This window comes from Paenibacillus sp. BIHB 4019 (assembly GCF_002741035.1).
In the GTDB taxonomy this organism is placed as follows: domain Bacteria; phylum Bacillota; class Bacilli; order Paenibacillales; family Paenibacillaceae; genus Pristimantibacillus.
Window position 1 is genome coordinate 2,076,596 of record NZ_CP016808.1, and the last position, 19,987, is coordinate 2,096,582.

19 protein-coding genes are annotated in these 19,987 nt (G+C 48.9%); 2 read left to right on the plus strand and 17 right to left on the minus strand.

The genetic code is table 11. The features are described from left to right. Positions 1 to 3 precede the first annotated feature (3 nt). The 6 genes from BBD42_RS08740 to BBD42_RS08770 all read right to left on the minus strand — a co-directional run bounded on the left by BBD42_RS08740 (position 4) and on the right by BBD42_RS08770 (position 7,800). Positions 4 to 1,152 carry a peptidylprolyl isomerase gene (locus BBD42_RS08740; protein ID WP_099517836.1) on the minus strand — a complete coding sequence of 383 codons (1,149 nt, stop codon included), beginning with the start codon at positions 1,150 to 1,152 and terminating at the stop codon, positions 4 to 6. A gap of 77 nt (positions 1,153 to 1,229) precedes the next feature. Next, entirely contained in the window at positions 1,230 to 4,757 is a 3,528-nt protein-coding gene (gene mfd / locus BBD42_RS08745; RefSeq protein WP_099517837.1) for a transcription-repair coupling factor, read from the minus strand. Positions 4,758 to 4,957: 200 nt separating this feature from the next. Then, positions 4,958 to 5,191, minus strand: coding sequence for an anti-sigma-F factor Fin (fin, locus tag BBD42_RS08750; RefSeq protein ID WP_056034901.1), 234 nt, complete (start codon positions 5,189 to 5,191; stop codon positions 4,958 to 4,960). Positions 5,192 to 5,319: 128 nt separating this feature from the next. Beyond that, positions 5,320 to 5,880, minus strand: a complete 561-nt coding sequence (gene pth, locus BBD42_RS08755) for an aminoacyl-tRNA hydrolase (protein ID WP_056034903.1) — start codon at positions 5,878 to 5,880, stop codon at positions 5,320 to 5,322. An 871-nt stretch (positions 5,881 to 6,751) separates the two neighbouring features. Continuing rightward, positions 6,752 to 7,363: a hypothetical protein gene (locus tag BBD42_RS08765; RefSeq protein WP_237163422.1), complete on the minus strand. Its 612-nt coding sequence runs from the start codon at positions 7,361 to 7,363 to the stop codon at positions 6,752 to 6,754. A gap of 251 nt (positions 7,364 to 7,614) precedes the next feature. Continuing rightward, entirely contained in the window at positions 7,615 to 7,800 is a 186-nt protein-coding gene (locus BBD42_RS08770) for a hypothetical protein (protein ID WP_099517839.1), read from the minus strand. Positions 7,801 to 8,025: 225 nt separating this feature from the next. Here BBD42_RS08770 and BBD42_RS08775 point away from each other — a divergent pair, with 225 nt between their 5' ends. Next, positions 8,026 to 9,168 carry a WG repeat-containing protein gene (locus BBD42_RS08775; protein ID WP_172455434.1) on the plus strand — a complete coding sequence of 381 codons (1,143 nt, stop codon included), beginning with the start codon at positions 8,026 to 8,028 and terminating at the stop codon, positions 9,166 to 9,168. Here the strand turns inward: BBD42_RS08775 and BBD42_RS08780 are convergent. The 6 genes from BBD42_RS08780 to BBD42_RS08805 form a co-directional block, all read right to left on the minus strand. Further along, positions 9,165 to 10,079, minus strand: a complete 915-nt coding sequence (locus tag BBD42_RS08780) for a metallophosphoesterase family protein (RefSeq protein WP_099517841.1) — start codon at positions 10,077 to 10,079, stop codon at positions 9,165 to 9,167. The genes BBD42_RS08775 and BBD42_RS08780 overlap by 4 nt on opposite strands. Before the next feature lie 98 nt (positions 10,080 to 10,177). Further along, a complete protein-coding gene (locus BBD42_RS08785) occupies positions 10,178 to 10,522 on the minus strand; it encodes a DMT family transporter (RefSeq protein ID WP_046234480.1) in 345 nt (114 codons plus the stop codon). Positions 10,523 to 10,529: 7 nt separating this feature from the next. Then, positions 10,530 to 11,417: an HAD family hydrolase gene (locus BBD42_RS08790; RefSeq protein WP_099517842.1), complete on the minus strand. Its 888-nt coding sequence runs from the start codon at positions 11,415 to 11,417 to the stop codon at positions 10,530 to 10,532. 3 nt (positions 11,418 to 11,420) lie between these two features. Continuing rightward, entirely contained in the window at positions 11,421 to 12,779 is a 1,359-nt protein-coding gene (locus BBD42_RS08795; protein WP_099517843.1) for an ABC transporter substrate-binding protein, read from the minus strand. A 45-nt stretch (positions 12,780 to 12,824) separates the two neighbouring features. After that, positions 12,825 to 13,664 carry a carbohydrate ABC transporter permease gene (locus BBD42_RS08800; protein ID WP_099517844.1) on the minus strand — a complete coding sequence of 280 codons (840 nt, stop codon included), beginning with the start codon at positions 13,662 to 13,664 and terminating at the stop codon, positions 12,825 to 12,827. 125 nt (positions 13,665 to 13,789) lie between these two features. Beyond that, positions 13,790 to 14,614 (minus strand): carbohydrate ABC transporter permease, encoded by an 825-nt coding sequence (locus BBD42_RS08805; RefSeq protein ID WP_056034991.1) that lies wholly within the window; start codon positions 14,612 to 14,614, stop codon positions 13,790 to 13,792. 284 nt (positions 14,615 to 14,898) lie between these two features. Between BBD42_RS08805 and BBD42_RS08810 the strand changes: the two genes are divergently transcribed. Next, entirely contained in the window at positions 14,899 to 15,438 is a 540-nt protein-coding gene (locus BBD42_RS08810; RefSeq protein ID WP_099521528.1) for a GbsR/MarR family transcriptional regulator, read from the plus strand. 288 nt (positions 15,439 to 15,726) lie between these two features. On the opposite strand, the gene BBD42_RS08815 is transcribed toward BBD42_RS08810, so the two are convergent. The 5 genes from BBD42_RS08815 to purR form a co-directional block, all read right to left on the minus strand. Beyond that, on the minus strand, positions 15,727 to 16,377 hold the full coding sequence (locus BBD42_RS08815; protein ID WP_237163423.1) for a 50S ribosomal protein L25: 651 nt from the start codon (positions 16,375 to 16,377) through the stop codon (positions 15,727 to 15,729). A 274-nt stretch (positions 16,378 to 16,651) separates the two neighbouring features. Further along, positions 16,652 to 18,052 (minus strand): bifunctional UDP-N-acetylglucosamine diphosphorylase/glucosamine-1-phosphate N-acetyltransferase GlmU, encoded by a 1,401-nt coding sequence (gene glmU, locus BBD42_RS08820; protein WP_099517846.1) that lies wholly within the window; start codon positions 18,050 to 18,052, stop codon positions 16,652 to 16,654. Positions 18,053 to 18,281: 229 nt separating this feature from the next. After that, positions 18,282 to 18,569: a septation regulator SpoVG gene (spoVG, locus tag BBD42_RS08825; RefSeq protein WP_020620824.1), complete on the minus strand. Its 288-nt coding sequence runs from the start codon at positions 18,567 to 18,569 to the stop codon at positions 18,282 to 18,284. Between the two features lie 129 nt (positions 18,570 to 18,698). Beyond that, entirely contained in the window at positions 18,699 to 19,097 is a 399-nt protein-coding gene (locus BBD42_RS08830; RefSeq protein ID WP_099521529.1) for a RidA family protein, read from the minus strand. Between the two features lie 35 nt (positions 19,098 to 19,132). Next, positions 19,133 to 19,963 (minus strand): pur operon repressor, encoded by an 831-nt coding sequence (gene purR / locus BBD42_RS08835; RefSeq protein ID WP_099517847.1) that lies wholly within the window; start codon positions 19,961 to 19,963, stop codon positions 19,133 to 19,135. Positions 19,964 to 19,987 lie beyond the last annotated feature (24 nt).

Sequence of the window (19,987 nt, forward strand, 5' to 3'; positions counted from 1 at the left end):
TTATTACTTCGCCGCAGGCGATGCGGACGGTTCTACCGACGCGCTAGGCGAAGCCGGTGCTTGCGATGCCGCAGCATCATCAGTTGCTTTCGCATCATCGCTTGCTGCCGGGGATTGCTCTGCACCTGGGGCAGGAGATTGCTCAGGCAGCGTAATTTTCACTTCTTGATTTTTCATATCTTCGCTCATGAAAGTGCTCATATGGGCGTAAGCTACAGCGCTCTCTACTGCTTCTTTCGTTGTAGCATCAAGCTTGTCGTAAGTCAGCTCATCGCGTTTCTCAACCAAAATGACATGATAGCCATATTCGGTTTCTACGGGCTCGCCAATTACGCCGATTTTTTGCGTCATAGCTGCATTTTTGAAGTTTTCAACCCAGTCGCCTGGCTTCGCATTTGCATATTGGCCGCCAGCTTCTTTGGAGCCCGGGTCGTCCGAATAGACCTTAGCAAGAGCCGCCCAGTCGCCGCCCTCATCCAGCTTCGCTTTTACTTCTTTGGCAATTTTCAGCGCTTCTGCTTTCGTGCGCAGTTCCTTCGTTTCTTGCGTTTCCGCATCCGTCTCGGAAGTAGCAATAAGAATATGACGAAGGGTTACGGTCGAATATTTGGCAATATTCGTTTCGAACTCTTTCTTAAGCTCTTCGTCAGTCACTTTGGATTTCATGTGATCCACGACAACCAGCATCAGCTTCATGTAGGCTTTTACATCGCTGTTCGTGATTTTTTTTGCTTCCAGCTGCGTTTTCAACTCGGCTTGCTGCTCCAGTGCCGCTTCAAAATCCGCATACTGCTTGTCCGTATCTGTAGTAGCCTGTTTCACCGTTTCTTCGCTTGCTTGAGCCGCCAAAATTTTGTAAGCAATGTACTGCTGCAGCAATTGCTCCTGGAACTGTGGCAGAGCCGTTACGGACTCATACCCTGGCTGCAGGAAATTAAATACCGCCAAATACTTGTTGAATTCAGCCTCTGTTACTTTGCCATTGTCCTTATAAGTAGCAACAGTCGCCCCTTCGCTTGTACCGCTGAACGAGGTACCGTTTCCTTCTTCTTTCTTCGAGCCGCAAGCCGCCAGAACCGTCATGACCAGCACTGCCGCGACTACAAGCAGAGCCAATCTGCGCCATGCCGATTTGCGTGTGTTGTGCAACATTAAGAAATCTCCTCTCAAATCATAAAGTTGATTGTATTGTAACAGATATGTGGGCCCTATTGCGAATTTACAGAAAATCAAGGAGCTGTGTCCTGCAGCTCCTCCTTCACAATGCGGGCATCCGCGTAACGCTTCAAAAACTGTTCAAGCAGCAGCAGGCGCTGATCCATATCCAGTCCCTTGCCTCGAAGGGTAACGACCGGATTGTCCTCCAGCGAGCTGCCTTGGTGGAAACGATTTTCAAAATGCAGGCACAGCTTGTCGACCTGCTTTCTATCGATCCGCTTCTTCTCGGCGGAAGCAAATCGAACGACGAGTTCATCATTGCGCTGGCTAATCTGCTCAATGCCATACATCGCGCCATACACCTTCAATTTGGCCACCGTCATCAAATTATCTACCGCCTGCGGCAGATTGCCGAAACGGTCGATAATTTCCTCGGTCAGATCATCCGCCTCATCGAAGGAGCGTACGGAAGCCACCTTCTTGTAAATCTCAATCTTCTGAATGCTATCATAAATATAATCGGATGGCAGGTAGGCATCTACGCTGACATCAATGAGCGTGCTGACGATTCTGCTTTCCTGCACAGGGGCGCCATCGAGCTCCGCTTTGCGCTTGCCAATCTCATCGGCAAGCATTTGCGAGTACAAGTCAAAGCCGACCGACGCAATAAAACCATGCTGCTCGGCACCCAGCAAGTTGCCGGCACCGCGAATCGCAAGGTCGCGCATCGCGATTTTGAAGCCGGAGCCAAGCTCTGTAAACTCTTTAATGGATTGCAGGCGTTTCTCGGCAACCTCCGTCAGCACTTTATCGCGCTGATAGGTGAAATATGCGTAGGCGATCCGATTGGAGCGGCCAACCCGTCCCCTCAGCTGATAAAGCTGGGACAAGCCCATTTTATCCGAATCATGGACAATAAGCGTATTGACGTTCGGAATATCAACGCCCGTCTCAATAATGCTAGTGCTGACAAGCACATCGGATTCGCCATCGAGAAAATCGAGTATCGTCTTCTCCAGCTCCTGCTCCGACATTTGCCCATGCCCGACCGCTACCTTCGCATCCGGCACAAGCTCCGAAATCAGCTCCGCCATCTGGTAAATTCCCTGAACGCGATTGTACAAGTAGTAGACTTGGCCGCCACGGGCCAATTCACGCTCAATCGACTCTCTGACAAGCGCAGTGTTGTATTCGACCACATAGGTCTGTACCGGGAAACGGTTTTCCGGCGGCGTCTCGATAACCGATAAATCGCGAACGCCCAGCATCGACATATGAAGGGTGCGCGGAATTGGCGTTGCCGTCAGCGTCAGCACATCGACGTTATTTTTCAGCTTCTTGAGCTTCTCTTTATGCGATACGCCGAACCGCTGCTCTTCATCGACAATCAGCAGGCCCAAATCCTTGAACACAATGTCCTGCGACAGCAGCCTGTGTGTGCCAATGACGACATCGACGGTACCGGCTTTGAGACCCTTCATCGTATCGTTTTGCTCCTTACGGGAGCGGAAACGGCTCAGCACTTGAATATTAAACGGATACCCCGAGAAACGCTCTCGGAACGTCTCATAGTGCTGCTGTGCAAGAATGGTAGTCGGCACGAGAATAGCAACCTGCTTGCCCTCAATAGCCGCCTTAAAAGCTGCCCGCACGGCAACCTCCGTCTTGCCATAGCCAACATCGCCGCACAGCAAACGATCCATCGGCATCGGCTTCTCCATATCCCGCTTGATTTCCTCGATAGCCCGCAGCTGATCCCGCGTCTCATCGTAAGGGAACATTTCCTCAAACTCGTTCTGGTAAGCGGTATCCTGTCCAAAGGCGAAGCCCGGGGCTGATTGACGCTGCGCATACAGCTTGATCAAGTCATCGGCAATGTCCTTAACCGACGACTGCACCTTGCTTTTCGCTCTCGTCCACTCGCTGCCGCCCAGCTTATTGATCTTCGGCTCTTTTTCCTCATTGCCCACATATTTCTGAATCATATCGACTTGTTCAATCGGTACAGACAGCTTATCTCCGCCTGCATATACGATGTGCAAATAGTCTTTATGAATGCCCGCAATTTCCAGCGTGCCGATGCCGACATATTTGCCGATGCCGTGGTTCTGATGCACGACATAGTCGCCAACCTTCAGCTCGGTGTAGCTCTTGATTCGCTCGGCGTTGTCTATCTTCTTGTCGATACGGCGCGCCTTGCGCTGCTTCTGGGAGAACATTTCTCCTTCTGTAATGACGACCAAATGCGAGGAGGGCAGCTCAAAGCCTGACTGCAGATTGCCTTCCAGCAGCGTAGGCGGCTCAATATTGTAATCGAACAGCACGCGGCGCATGCGCTCCATCCGCTCTGCATTTCCGGCCAGCATGAGCACATTGGCCCCAATTTTCCGCCAGCGATCCATCTCTGCCTTGAGCACGTTCATTTGCCCGTGGAAGTTTTGCATCGCCCGGCTCGTCATATTAAGGATGTTTTGCGGCTGCGAATGCGGAATTTGCCTTAAAAACAGCGATAAGAACAACGTAGGAAACCGCTTACCATACAAAACTTCCTCCGACTTGCACGCAAGCTCAAAGCCTGGAAGCGATTTTCCATTTTGCAGCAAATGGGTCGCCCATTCCGCTTCATCGCGCTCCAATTGCTTCGCCGTTTCGATCAGGCGGGTAGGCTCATCCATAATGAGCAGCGTATCTTCCGGCATATAGTCCATAATGGTCTGGCGCTCCGGATACAGCAGGGAAATATATTTATAAATATCGGTGAAATACATATGCTCGCGCAGCTTCTCCAGCTCGCTGCCGATTTCCGAACGAAGGCGCTCCTTCGCCGTACGGTCGGACATTTTGCCAAGCTGCTGCTCCAGCAAGGCTGCCGCATGGCTGGCTGCTGATGCAAAGCGCTCTGCGCTCGCAACAATCTCCTGGCAAGGCGGAACCGTATACGTCTGAATGTTATCCTGCGACCGCTGGTCAGCCGCATCAAACGTCCGAATGGAATCGACATCATCGCCGAACCACTCAATCCGGTAAGCGGAAGCTTCAGTCAACGGGTAAAAATCGACGATTCCCCCGCGAACGCTCATTTCACCACGGGATTCAACGCGATCTACGCGAACATAGCCAAGTCCCGTCATTTTTCTTAGGAAGCTGTCTATCGGAAGAACATCGCCTACACTAATCGTAATTTTTGCTTCTGCCATAACGCCGCGTACAGGCAAATAGCGCCGCACACCGGAAAAGGGGACGACAACAATCCCGCGGAAGCCCTCGGACAGCTTGATCAGCACGTCCATTCGCTGTGCCAGCGTCTCAGGACTCGAGATCGCCGATTCGGCAGCTACAAGCTCATTGGCGGGATAGAGCAGCACAGTATCCGATGAGAAGCATTCCTGAAGATCCTCTGCGATTTTCTGCGCTGAAAACATATTATGTGTCACGACTAGCATCGGACGGTCTATCTCTTCTTTCACTGCGGCCATCAGCACTTGTCTGGATGAGCCAGCAAGCCCTGATACCATCTGCTCGCGCATTCCTGAACGGATTCCGGCTATTATGGACTGCACATCCGGATCAGCCGCAAAAGCCTGTATTAACGCTTTCAATCGTCTCGGCACCCCATTTCTATAAACAGACCACTTATAAACTCTTAAATTAATTTCAAGCAAAACCGCCCACCTAAAAAGGTGAGCTCAGCGCTTTGCATGTATGAATCGCTATCATCGAAAAGAAGCCTCAGCCAGCCGCCAAGGCCTTACTATACTTGTGAGCTAAACCTTTCCAACTACTTCCAAGCCACCTTCAACTATTGCAACGGGCTCGCGATCAAGTTCAGCTCGGGATTCGCCTCCAGCGCTTCCCGGCAATAATCGCAAATCACCTTAACCGTCACGTCTCCGTGCTGGTCATACGTAATTATATCGCTGCGCTCTTCAAGGGTCAAGAAATCGAACCCCAGCTGCTGCTCGGTAATTCCGTCCCCGCCTGCAATTGTCCCTATAGGCGTACGGCAGTGTTTGCAAATATAGTTTACAGCCATATGTATGCCTCCTGAAGAATCGTTATACCCTTCAGTATGCCCGGCTTTACCCTATTTTACGCATTTTTTCTAGAGGTGTGCTCAAAAAGCAGCATCACGGCATGAACAGCCTAGCCTGTTATCCCAAGCTAGCGATTAAACTTCGCCATCGTTTCCTCGAACGACGCTTTCAGCGAGAACTCCGCCGCATCGCAGGCTTGATCAATCATCGTTTTTAGCTGCTCCTGCTCGCTTTTTGGAAAATTGGACAGCACATAGTCGGCAATGTTGCCGCCGGGCTGCGGACGTGTAATCCCCATGCGAATCCGGTCAAATGTCTGCGTGCCCAAATGCGCAATCAGCGATTTAATACCGTTATGCCCGCCTGGCCCGCCTTGGAAACGAAGACGGATACGCCCAACCTCCGTATCGAGATCATCGTAAACGACGAGCCCTTCGGTCACATCGGACTTAAAATAATCGATGAACGAACGCACCGATTCTCCTGATAAATTCATATACGTCATCGGCTTGATCAGCACAACCTTCGTTCCATTTACATTGCCCTCGCCAATCAGCGCCTTGCATTTGCTTTGCGTCACTTGGATGCCCCAACGCCGTGCAAGCTCATCTATAACCATAAATCCAACGTTGTGCCTCGTCCCCTGATATTGCGATCCAGGGTTGCCGAGTCCCACAATCCATTTCATAGCGGTCTTTCACTCCTTGCTGTCTCGATCCTTATCGATTGTTATGTTCTCCATTTTACCTTATTTTCCTTCATTGCGGGCAATATATTGCAGCAGATGGCCGAAATTATCGATAATGCTGTGCCCCTCTTTTATGAAAAATGTTCCACGTGAAAAAACGTTCTAATTTACTGATACGCTCGCCATCTAACAAACTATCCTTCTTCTATTTTATATCACGCCATCAGAATCACTAGCACGGCATAAATATAGTATGAATGAATATTGTATGTTATAATTAACAAAAGGAAATATTCGTAAAAAGGAGTGCATTGAATTGGGCTTGTTGTACAACAAAAAAAGTCAAATAATAGTAACACTTCTTTATCCTATCGTAGTTTTTGTAATACTAAGCATAAAGCAAACACTAGAAACATGGATTATTCCTGTACTTGTTACAGTTTTATTTTGTATATTGTGGAGTAATGTGTGGTATTTAATTACCTCTACCCTTCTAATGTGGGTCATATCAGTACCTATGTGGTTATTACTGATAGAACAGTCAAAGGGAGATCAAGGATATGCAATTTTTACATCATCATTGCCGTTTATTATTGCGTTATTCATATTCGTTGTTCTGATACCAGAAATATTAATTATTATTTTCAAGAATTTTATTTTAAACAAGTATTTTTATCAAAAAAGTTAATTAGATATTAATAAAAGAGGCTCTCAGATCATAAATCTGGAAGCCTCTTTTTAATCTAAAGTATAAGTTTCAGCTAACAAGTACACATTAATAACTTTTCCGATAAAAATCTTGTAGTATTAAACACCTTTTTTAATCCGATATCATCTTGACTATAGTTGCTCATAATATAAAAACGAACTTTTATGGAGTTTTAAATGATCCAGCGTATGTTAGATCAGAACTGTCAATAATTTGAGCTGGTGTTACATAAGCTTCTTTACTAGGAGTATAATAACCAATAATATAATCTGTATTACTATTTCCATAATAAAAAGCTTGCCAAATAAATTTTGAGCAATAGTTAGGGTTAATAGTTCCTAATTTGAAGTCATTCCAACTAAATACCGGAATACTATAAGTCGTTACTTTATTATAATTATCTTTTGCCCAAGCTGCTGCTTTACTACCATGTGCAGCTCGGTATACTCTAATTGTTTCTCCTTTGCCATGTCTACCAAAGTAGTTATACAGAGCATCGGCTTTTCCTCCTGATCCTGCTCCATCATCTGCAGGATTTACATGGTACACCCTCATATCTGATGCGACAATCGCGACATGTCCAACAAATGCTGTAGATGACCCAAATGTTTTGGAGGAATACAACACGTCACCTGTTTTAATAATAACATTAGATCCTGGATAGTACTCTGGCAACTCCGCCTTAGGAGTAATTTGATCGGCACTCACAACAGATGGAATCATGAATAATAGAAAAATTGCTAATGAGAGAGCTAGTTTTAAATATTTTCTCACATTACACCACCAATTCTATTTTTTTACTTTCTCAATTATCATATAGCAATATCTATTGGAAGTAAATTACTATACTAAAAAATTGATATCGGTTCAAAAATAAAAATTGATTATAGTAGAAAGGATCTATGAAATTTCCTAAATTGTGTAAGGTTAGTAAAAGCAGAAAGAAACAAAAACATATGTATCGAGTTGCATTAAAGATTGCGGGGATTACTATATAAGCTATAGTAATTTAGAGACATAGTTCTTCACCTAATGCGAGGAAACATTTCAACAAACTCAGCATAAAATTTTTGCAGGCTGTCCGATCTCACCGTGATGTCCGAATAATCACACCCCTCCGACCATTTCATCTGCTCGCCATACCAAACCATATACTCCTCTTTGTTGATCAGGACTTTCGCCGGTTCAAATACCATCAGATCGTAGCTCATTATGGTTTCTCCTCCAATTTCAAAAAGCTTTTATGGCGAGCTTTTTAAAGATTCTCGCGCCCTGATTGCCAAAGCCAGTTGGAACCTTTTCTGATGAATAAACTACTCATACAAAATCAGACTTCCCTACTACTGCAACCTAACCCTTCCCAATAACGTCCATAAAACATGGAAAATAACCATTCCATATTCAACCATACCAGCTATAAGAGAGGAAATAGGAATATGCGATTATTTCGTACATTATGGATGTTTGCTATCATCACCAGCCTGATTACAGGCACGGTTTCTGCCAGCAGTGCGGATGGCACAGTCTCGCAAAAGGAGACGAAACCAGCGGCTGAAGCCCGCAATTATTTGTATTTAATCAAGAAGGATGGCAAATACGGCTACATCAATCAAACCGGGAAAATCGTCATTGAGCCCGTATACGACGGCGGTTCACGTTCCTTTTCCTTTAAACCGAATGAGCCAGTCCAAGTCACTGACAATAAACAGAAGAAAATCATCTATTTTTCGGCAGAAGGAACGAAGCTGTTTGAATGCCCTCAGGAACGCTGCGTTGGCATTATGCAGAACGAGCGGGTCATCTACACTGAGAAAATTGAAGGCGCAGATGGAAAGCTGCAGAAGAGGTATGGCTATTTGAATGCCAAGGGTGAAAAGATAACCGAGCCGATTTTTCATAAAGCCCGTGAATTTTCCGAAGGGCTCGCCATCGTGACGATGGGCAAAGGCAGCGGCTACATTAATACAGCGGGCGAGCTCGTCATTCCTTATCAGTTCAGCAGTTCAGCCAACTTTTCAGATGGCATGGCCGTAGTCGGATATTTGAAAAAAAGCAAGGATGGCATATCAATCAAATACGGATTTATTGATAAAACCGGAAAGCTAGTTATTCCTGCGCGCTATAATTATGCCGATTCGTTTACGGATGGCGCCGCACGCGTGTCTTCTGAGGACACCTACGGTTTTATTAACAAGAGCGGCGAGTTTCTGTTTGAGCCCAATTACACCGCTGTTCAGCCTTTCTCAGAGGGCCTTGCCTACGTTGAACGCAATGGCAAATCCTTTTTCGTCGATAAACAAGGAAAAAGAGCTACCATGAACGTGAGTTCCAGCGGCCCTTTCTCAAACGGACTAGCCCCTGTTCAAGCAGGCTCATCCTTTGGTTATATCAATCAGCAAGGTGCTTATGCGATCAAACCTGCGGCTGCATATAGCTATGCCGAGCCATTCCGGGGAGAGCTGGCTGTCGTCGAGCTCCGCGAAAATGCTAAAATGAAGACGCCCGCTATGAAAGCCTACATCAATAAGACAGGCGCAATCGTTTGGAACAATATTGAAGACGTGAAATGGCAGAGCTAGCTTCCTTTTTCACCCGCATAACCGTTATGCACAAAATAGTCCTGGGCTTCCATCCACTGGCGCGCCACAAAATCACGGCCCCGGACACGTACGCCCTGCTCGTATACTTCTATATAATAGCCTTGGCTGCCGGCCTTATGCGCATCCTCATCCGTCCACAAATAAGCGACGGATGCTGCGTTGAACATGGTTGCGATCTCGCCTTGCCCATCAAACACCGTATGCGGCGCATCCAGTTCCCAGTGGGTGTGCCCGGTGAATAATATTACCTGCGGCCAGCCGGCTAGCACCGCGCGCAGCTCTTCGTCCTGATTAACACCGTACCACTCCTGCTCCTCCAGCGAGCCGGCAACTGTATCTTTCAGCGGCTGATGAAGAAATAGGAACACGGGACGCGAATCCCCGCGATGCTCCTCCAGCTTCTCTCCAAGCCACGCTAGCTGCGTACTGGACAGCTCCGCATTTTTAGCCGTCTGGAGCTCAGAACCTAGAAAAATAAAATGGCTGCCGCCTATCCAGCGGTCATAATAAACAGCAGTCATCCCTGTATAATGCTTGAAGCTGCCGAGCTCCTGCCCTTGCTCCCAATCCTTCCAAGTATCATGGTTGCCGATCGTATACAGCATAGGCGGAAGCTCGCCCTGCCGCTTCACACGCTCGACAATCGCTGAAAACTGCGCATATTCCGCTTCATCTCCATGATCCGTAATATCTCCGGCATGCATAATGCCAGCGCTGCCCGAGGCAGCCGCCAGTTCTTGAATATCCAGCAGCGCCCGCTCAAAATGCTGATTATGCACATGGCTCGGGTCAACCGTTACATGAGTATCCGTAATGACCTGAAAAAACATCAGCGGCTCGCCGAGGCCAGGCACCGTCTCTTTTTCACACCACAAACTAACCTTCTTCATGATTAAAACTCCTTTGCTGATGCTGCCGCCTATGCTGCTTTTACTAATGTTGCTAATTTTACTCCCTTAGCCTTAGCCGCTTCGCCGCTCCAACTCCGTTAATTCCCTCTAACGGCTGCGCCATGCGCGCTAATGCTCATATTCAGCCCAACTACCCCGATAACGATAACTCCGACCCATAGCAGGGCCGAAAGCGGGATTCGCTCGCCGAACCAAATATAGCCCGCTCCTGTAATCAGCGTAATGCCTATGCCTGACCATACCGCATACGCAACGCTTACATGCATATAACGCAGGGCGAAGTTCAGGCACGTAAAGCTGCTTCCATAAAAAATAAACATAGCAATCGACGGAACGACACGCGTAAAGCTCGCCGATAGTTTCATAGATATTGTTCCTGACAATTCCAGCACAATCGCCAGTGCCAGCCATAGATAACCCAATGTTTACTCACCCTTCAGTATGAGTTTCCTCCACAGCAAGCTGCGAATAGGAAGCAATGATGACATCCGCCGAGGGAAGCACGCTCGCGGCCTGATTGGCTATGCCAATACATAAGGCCGCTCCTGCTGCCTGCCCCATTCGCATATCGCCATCGGTATCGCCAATAATAGCAATCGACGACGGGGCAACGCCAAGCTTCTGGCAAGCCAGCTCCAGCATATCGGGATACGGCTTGCTGCGCGGTACAAGATCCGCTCCTACGATGACAGAGAAGTGGGGCAGAAGCCCCATCCACTCCAAATGCTCGCGCGCCGCTTCGGTATCGTCTGCCGTGACGATGCCGAGCTTCAGCCCCGCTTTCTTGCACTGTTCAATAAAAGGGATAACGCCTGCAAGCGGGATAGCAGATTTGCGCCTTTTCAGCTCCCTATCAGCCTCTTCCTTGCTTTCCCTGACTAGCTGCATCGACTCGGCCCAGGATAAACCAAGCTTATAGCCTTGCAAAGCTGCAATGGCATACAGATCATTCATCGTCCCCATCGCGAGCGGCCCATTGCGGTCATACGCGCATACATTTCCCGACGCATCAAGGCTGGTTCCCCAGAGGGAGGGGAAAATCCCCTTCGGCAGCAGCAAGCCCTTAGCCGCGAGACGCGCTGTATAACGGCTAGCCAGCAGCTCGCTCCAATTTCCCCACATCGAGACAAAATCAATAATCGTTCCGTCTTTATCAAAAAGAATGCCTTCAACGCCGCACGGCTTGCCGCCGTCAACCTTAAGGCCAGCAACGGTATGCTGCTTCCCTTGAGCTTGTCTCTGGTTTCGCTGCTGTTCCTGCTCCAATCCATCTTGTAGGGCTTGTAGCGCTTCTGAACGAGCTGAATGTTCTGCCATCCCTTATTTGCCCTTCAACGCTTTATCCAGCTCACGCTGGGCGGTTTCCTTCGCCTGCTTCAGCGCCTTCTCTGCCGAAATGTTCTCGATTTGCACCTGATCAGCGGCTACAGTCAGCGCATCGTTGATTTTGCCGCCCGTCGGATCAAGGAATGGCTTCGAGCCGTGCGAAGCTTGCTGCAAAGGAATTTTGATTTGCGGATTTGTGTCGCTGAATGCCTTGAAAGCCGGATCATCCTGCGCGGACAAACGAACAGCAATGTAGCCTGTGTTCATCGACCAAGCCGCTGTATTTTCGCTTTTCGTAAAGAACGACAGCCATTTAAAGGCCGCTTCCTTCTGCTCATCCTTCGCTTTGGCAGGTACGCCCGCCATAATGGCCTGTGCGACTGGCTTGCCTTCGCCTACCCTTTCCCAGCCAGGCTGCTGCATTGCGCCAACGATGCTGAAGTCCAGATCGCCTTGGTCGCCGCTGGAGCCCGTGTAGCCTGCTGCTTGGCCCTTCATGACATCATCTATCGTTTTGTACCAGTATTCCCAGCCTTGTCCACCAGAGTGAATCGCCATCGTCTTATCTTCATGCAGCCATTTGCGGAATAAATCCCATGTCTCAATCCATTCCGGCGAATCGAATACGACTGTTTTGCCGTCATCGCTTAAAATTTTGCCGCCTTTGCTAAGTGCCGCATCAATCATATTGCCCGAGCCCCACATCGGCTCCCAGCCATAAAAGGTCGTTTTGCCGCCATCCTTTACAGACATCTTTTCCGCCGCTTTAGCCAGGTCTTCCCAAGTCTTAATGTCCTCTGCCTTAATTCCCGCTTTCTCGAAAGTGTCCAGACGGTAATACATCACTTGGGTCGTTCCATACATCGGCATAAAATACTGCTTGCCCGCTACTTGCCCTTGCTCCAGAAACGTTTGAATAAAATCTTCTTTCTTAAAATCCGGAGCAGCCGCGATATAGTCATCCAGCGGTTCAAAATACCCTTTAGCTGCCCAGTCCACATTGGAGGCTAGCACCGCAGCTGGCGGCTGATTGGCGGCAATAGCGGCCTGAAGCTTTTGCTCCGTTTCGCTGTAATCCCCCTGCACAACGCCTTTAACGATAACTTCGCTTTGCGATTCATTGAATTTCTTAATGAGTGCTTCCACATTTTCGCCCAGCTTGCCGCCAAGGCCATACCAAAACTCGATCTGCACCGGCGCTTTCGGCGCCTCTGAAGCTGCTGCCGATTGTTGGGGCGCACTGCTGCTGCTCGCTCCACCCGTCTGCGTGCCTGCCGTCTGTCCACATGCGCTAAGCGTCACCATTGCAAGTGCGAGCGACATCGTTCCCGCCCATTTCATTTTTCTCAACATGGTCCATTCCTCCACTATTTATATTGTTGATTTCGTAAAGCTACCCTACCCCTTAATGCCTGAAGATAAGTTAACACTCTGCATAATCGTCCGCTGGGCGAACAGAAACAGCAGCAAGAGCGGAATAATCGTGAAAGAGCTTGCCGCCATAATGAGCGGCCATTTCAGCCCGTAAGCACCCCCTTCCACGAAGAAGCTGCGCAGTCCCGCCGACACGAGCTGGAGATCGGGATTTTTCGTAATGAGCATCGGCCAAAAATAATTGTTGTACTGAGAGATAAATGTGATGAGTGCCAGTACTACGAACGAGGCGCGGGTCAGCGGCATCATAATTGTCCATAAAATTCGGCTGTGCGACGCGCCATCAATTTGCCCTGCCTCCACCATCTCATGCGACACTTGCAGAAACGCCTGCCTGATGAGAAAAATCGAGAAGACGCTGACCGCGTTTGATATAATCAGGCCCGCATATGAATCCAGCAAATAAAGCTTGGACAAAATCATATAGCTGGGCAAATACACCGCTGTGCTTGGAATCATGTAACCGAGCATAATGATGCCGGTCAAAAACCCTTTCAACCGAAATTTCATATGGGTCAAAGCATAAGCCATCATAGCTGAATTTATAATTTGCAAAAGAACGATGGCGCCCGCAACGATTACGCTGTTGGCTATATATTGACCGAACGGCGCTGCCAGCCACGCCTCCACATAATTGCTCCATAGCGGCAGCTCCGGCCATAATGTCGGCGGAAACTGCCAAATCTCATCATTTGTCTTTAGCGCGCTCGTCATCATCCAATAGAATGGAAATGCCATTGCGAGCGCAATAGCCAGCAGGCTAATATGCCGCAGCGCCAGCCCTGCCTGGTAAACACCCTTCATAACTCCAAATTCCTCCCTTTTAGGAGCTGCGAGGAATGAGTACCCACTTTTGCTGAGCAAATCTCCACGGTTTTGGGAGTCTTGTCAACAAATTAGCGGTACTTTATTTCGTCGCAGTCTCTTAGCTAGTTGTAATGCACCATTTTGCGGCTGACCGAGAAGGATAGCACGGACAACAGAACACAGATTGCGATCATAACGATGGAAATCGATGATGCTTCGCCAACCTGGAACGATTCGAAGGCCGATTGGTAATACAGATAAAGCAGCGTACGCGTAGAGCCTGATGGACCGCCTTGCGTCAGTACATTAATGGAGTCGTAAGCTTGCAGCGCATCGATCGTCTGTACAACGAACAGGAAGAACGTCGTTGGCGAGATAAGCGGCAGCGTTACGTGCAGAAATTTTTGAATTGCCCCCGCTCCATCGAGCCCGGCCGCCTCCAGCATATCTGTCGGCACGCTTCTCAGCGCTACAATGTAGAAGATCATCGCCCATCCGACCGATTTCCAGATGCCCACCAGCAGCACTCCGACCAAAGCCCATTTGGGATCTTGCAGCCAGCCAATGGCCGGAAGGCCAATTGCCCCTAAAATCGTATTTCCAAGCCCCACTTTAGGCTCTAAAATCCATGACCATACAATTGAAACGGCAACCGTTGGCGTTACCCATGGCGCGAATACGAGCGTCCGGTACAGAGCCGAGCCCTTAAGCGAGCGTCCGAGCAGCAGCGCCAGCCCCAGCCCGCCTGCCATAATAGGCAGCACGCTGCCAAGACAGAATAGCAGCGTCACCTTCAGCGACTGGTAGAAGGCGGGATTTTGCAGCAAATACACATAATTATCCAAGCCGACGAACAGCTTGTCCGGACTCATAAAATCCCATTCCACGAAGCTCAGATAAAAGACATAGGCCAGCGGCGCCAGCCAGAACACCGTAATCGGAATCATCGCCGGCAGCGTAAACAGCACTGCTTTTATCTCATTCAACCATCCTGTCCGTTTCAACACTCAAACTCTCCATTCAATAAAAATTTAATTAACGACCAAATGACCCGTTTACCGAAATAAAAATCTATAAATTCAAAATTTATTGTATACTCATTATGTCGCAGAACTATTAACGCATCGTCATCACCAGCTTAATTTCTTGTAAAGATACAAATATAAAGCTGGATTTTTAAGAATTCGCTATAATATGGGCAAGAGGCAGACGGGAGAAATGGAGGATGGTTATGCCAGACCATACGGAGGAGCAGGAGACGCAGCGGCTTGCCTTGCGCCAAACGATGATTGACGCAATCGCGCAAACGATGAATTTATATGGGGCGAATTATTCGTTCGGACAATTATATGGCATTATGTTTTTCGAGGATAAACCGATGACGCTCGACGAGATGAAGGCGCATATGAATATGAGCAAAAGCAATATGAGCTATGCGGTGCGCTCGTTAATGTCGTCGCAAATGATTATGAAACTGCCGGAGAAACGGGAGCGGCAGGACCAGTATCAGGCAGAGACCGATTTTTTCAAAACGTTCCAAAACTTTTTCACCTCCAAGCTCCAGCACGAAGTGGATGTCATGACGGAAGCGGCCGAATCGACTATTCCGCTGCTCAGCGAGCTGATTCTGGATATGAAGACGAGCGAGGAGGAGCGTATGCGCTGCCTGGAGGATTTGCAGAAGCTGCGGCATGCCGTGCAGTATTACGCTTGGCTCCAGCAATTCGTGGACCAATTAAAGGCGGGAGCCTTTTTCGAAAAAAGCACCTGAGCATGCCGTGATGCCGCGCATCGCAAGATTAGAAGGCTAGCGTCGAGAGGCGCTTCCATCCTATTGAAGATAGATGATTGACGATTGAAGGAAACTCGCTTATCAGGCACACAAAAAGCGGCCCCATGCAAATGCATGGAGCCGCTTTTATCGTGTGAAAATATATGGAAACGTTTGGGGACGTTTCTTTGCACCTATAATAATGATCCATCAGAAGCTGCCGTTCACGCTTGTCCTAAGAGCTACGAGCTTCTAACTAAGAGCGACAAGCTGCTGGGAGCCTGCAAGCTACGAGCTGCTGCCAACCTCTTTCGCATCCTCGGAGCGTATCTCGTGAGCAAACGTCTCGGCTGCCGATTCCTCCGCTTCCTCTTCGGAAAGTTCCTTCTGAGGAGCCAGCACAGTCACAACGACCTGCTCGGGATCGGACTTCACTTCTACACCGCTTGGCACCACGATATCGCTGACGAGCAGGTTGCTGCCCATCTCCAAATCCGCCACGTTCAGCTCAATGGAATCCGGAATGCTGCCCGGCAAGCACTGCACCTCAAGCTCATGGAGCATTACCTGCAAGATTCCGCCTTCCTTCACCCCGTTCGCTTCACCGAGGAAGTCGATGCGAACCTGCGTCTTCACTTCTTCATTCATGTTAATTTGATGAAAATCCACATGCAGCACTTGGCGCGATACCGGATCACGCTGTACATCCGTTATCATAACCGGCTTTTTGCCATGGGATGGAATATTCAGTTCCAGTACGGCCTTTGGATGCGAACGGAGCAAAGCCAGCAATTCTTTCTCTTCAAGCAAAACAGATGTGGATTGGGACAGCTGTTTGCCATATACGACGGCAGGCACTTTGCCCCGCTGTCTCAGGGAGCGCAGCTCACCGTTTGTAAGAGCAGTTCTTGTTTCGGCAATCATCGAGTTAGACATCATGGAAACCTCCTAGAAAAGTGATATTCCATATAGCTTTACCCTAATGAGCCAAAAAATAAACAAGCATAAACGGCGATGCCTTTTTTGAGGCCGCTTTAGAGGCAGCATCCGTGTCGCGGTGAAACACCGTCAACGAGCACACTGCCACCCCTGCTCCCCAAGATGAAACGGCTATCGCCGTCCTTTGGCGGCGCAGCGCGTCTCATTCCGGGAAATATAAAGGAAGGATGGGAGAATTATATCCTTTCCTATCCTTTCCTATATTTTAAGAAAATTAGTCCTTCTTGCTCTTTTCCTTCTTCGCTTTTGCACGAGTACGAATCTTCTCGGCATAGCCTTCCTTATTCTCCTGACGGGCGCGCGCAACCGCAAGATCTCCTGCCGGCACATCCTTCGTAATCGTCGAGCCAGCAACGACAAAAGCGCCGTCGCCAATCTTCACAGGAGCAATCAAATTGACGTTGCTGCCGACAAAAGCGCCATCGCCGATTTCCGTTACCGACTTATTGAAGCCGTCGTAATTGACCGTAATCGCGCCGCAGCCGATGTTGACGTCTTTACCTACTATCGCATCGCCTACATAGCTCAAATGCGATACCTTGCTGCCGTCGCCAAGCGTAGCATTTTTCAGCTCGACAAAATCGCCGATTTTGCAGTCTTCGCCCAGCTTGGAGCCAGGACGCAAATTCGCATATGGCCCAACCGAGCTTTTATTGCCGACTTCGGATTCGGCGATTACTGAATATTTTACGCTGACGCCGTCTCCAATGACCGAATCCTGAATATCCGCATTAGGCCCAATGATGCAATCCTCGCCAATGACTGTAGAGCCGCGCAGCACCGTGCCTGGATATATCACTGTATCTGCACCGATTTGCACATCTGCTTCTATATAAGTCGATGCTGTATCTATAATCGTAACACCTTCAATTAAATGCTTGCGGTTAATACGTGCGCGCATCAAGCCTTCCGCCTCGGCAAGCGCCACGCGGTCATTGATGCCAATCGCTTCCGCTGTATCTTCTGTGCAATAGCCTTGTACAGATTCGCCTGCTTGGCGGAAAATGCCAATGACATCGGTCAAATAAAATTCGCCTTGTGCATTATTGCTTGTTACCTTGGCAAGCGCCTCGAACAGCTTGCGGTTATCGAACACATACGTACCCGTGTTGATTTCCTTCGTCGCTGCCTCCTCTGGCGTACAGTCCTTCTGCTCGACGATTCTCTCTACCTCGCCGCTCTCGCCGCGAATAATCCGGCCATAGCCAGTCGGATCAGCGAAGGAAGCCGTCAGTACCGTTGCTGCCGCTCCGCTCGACTGCTGCAAAGCCAGCATCGCCTGGATCGTCTCTGCACGCACAAGCGGCGTATCGCCGCAAATAACGATCGTTTTGCCATCTTCCGCGCCAATCAGCGCCTCAGCTTGGCGTACCGCATGGCCCGTACCGAGCTGCTGCTCCTGCAGCACATATTCCGCCTGCTCGCCCAAATAAGCTTTAACCGTTTCCGCGCCATGGCCGACGATGACAACCGTCCGCTCGCTGGCTGCCTGTTTCACCGTGTCCAGCACATGGCCTACCATCGGCTTGCCGCATACGTGGTGGAGCACTTTATATCGTTTGGATTTCATCCGCTTGCCTTGACCTGCTGCAAGCACAATCGCCATTACTTTCAATTGCTATTCCTCCCAAATTAAAAGTCCAGCAAGCACAAGCGCCTTCATGCATGAAAGCGGCTTTTCTCTACCAGGCTCTAAATCTTTGTTGTCCTATTATATATACGGTCTGCCGCATCGATCTATCTACAAGAATATATCCCATCTTGGGCAAAAAGAAAAGGGAGCCCCCTTGGCCCCCTTATCCCCTCATGCAGATACTGATTTTTGCCCTCTAACGAAGCTGCTATTAAGCACCCTCTTCAATGGCCACTTCTTCTTCCGTTGCAGCGCGCTCGTACTCAGCGAGTACAGCAGCTTGAATTTTCTCCCGAGTGGTCGAAGAAATCGGATGAGCGATATCTCGGAATTCTCCATCGGGGGTACGCTTGCTCGGCATTGCAACAAACATTCCATTGTTTCCGTCGATCACACGGATATCGTGAACGACGAATTCGTTGTCAATCGTGATGGAAGCAATAGCCTTCATGCGACCTTCCGAATTGACACGGCGGAGTCTTACATCAGTAATTTGCACTTGTGTTCACCACCTTTGCCTATCTGGGACTTGGTGTAATATTCCACATTTTTGTGCCAATTCCTTCTCCTATTTTGGAAAAAACATGCATATTTTTAAAAAAATTTTCTATTTGAATTTTATCTGACTCTATTCGACAGGAATCGCTGCAATCACTTCAATTTCGACAAGCACATCCTTCGGAAGCCTTGCCACTTCTACTGCTGAACGTGCTGGTTTGTGGTCGCCAAAGTAAGAAGCGTACACTTCATTCATCGCCACAAACTGGTTCATGTCCTTCATAAAGACGGTTGCCTTCACTACATTTTGCAGGGTTGCTCCCGCTTCGGCAAGTACAGCCTCCAGGTTGCGAAATACTTGGTTCGCCTGCACCGTAATATCGCCCGTCACAAGCTCGCCAGCTGCATTAAGCGGAATTTGTCCCGATGTAAAAAGAAGTCCTCCAAGCTGAATCGCTTGCGAATAAGGTCCGATAGCGGCTGGAGCCTTATCTGTTGCAATAACCTTCGGTTCTAAATGCTGTGACATCATTTATTCCAACCCTTCTTTAGTTATTATCGTTATTACTCCGTGCGAAAATAATTGCCCGGAATGACCGTCGTCTGCTTGGTCTTCAAATCCACGGCCGTCAGCTTGGCTAACGACACATAATCTTCTAATAAACGTTCCTCGAGCTCCACCTCGCCCGATTCTACAAAGACGCCAACGCCGGCAACGGTCGCCTTGAATTCAAAGAGCAGATCCATCATCCCTTGAATGGTGCCGCCTGCTTTCATGAAGTCATCAATAATCAGCACGCGGGACTGTTCCTTAAGCGCGCGCCTTGCAAGCGACATCGTCTGAATCCGCTTATTCGAACCAGAGACGTAATTGATGCTGACCGCTGAGCCTTCCGTCACCTTATTATCACGGCGTACGATAACGACAGGCAGGTTCAGGCAAGCAGCTGTCGCATAAGCGAGCGGTATGCCCTTCGTCTCTACCGTCATAATGACATCAATCTTCCTCGCGGCAAAAGCGGTCGCGAACATGCGGCCAATATCGGCTAGCAGCTCAGGCTGGCCAAGCATGTCCGTCATATACAAATAACCGCCGGGGAGCACCCGTTCTGGCTGCTCCAGCTGACGGCAAATATTATTCATAATGCCCAGTGCATCAGAGGCATGCATCTTCGGTGCGAACTTTACGCCGCCTGCGGCGCCCGCAAGGGTGTTAAGCTCACCAATGCCCTCTTCTTCAAATACTTCTTTAATGATCGCCAGATCCTCGCTAATGGATGATTTGGCTGACTGATAGCGGTCCGCAAAAGCTGTTAGCGAGATTAACGTATGTGGGCGACTTAGCAGGTATTGCGTCATCTCTACCAGTCTTGCGCTGCGTTTTAACTTTTTCAAGGAATTCTCCCCCTGCTAAAATCC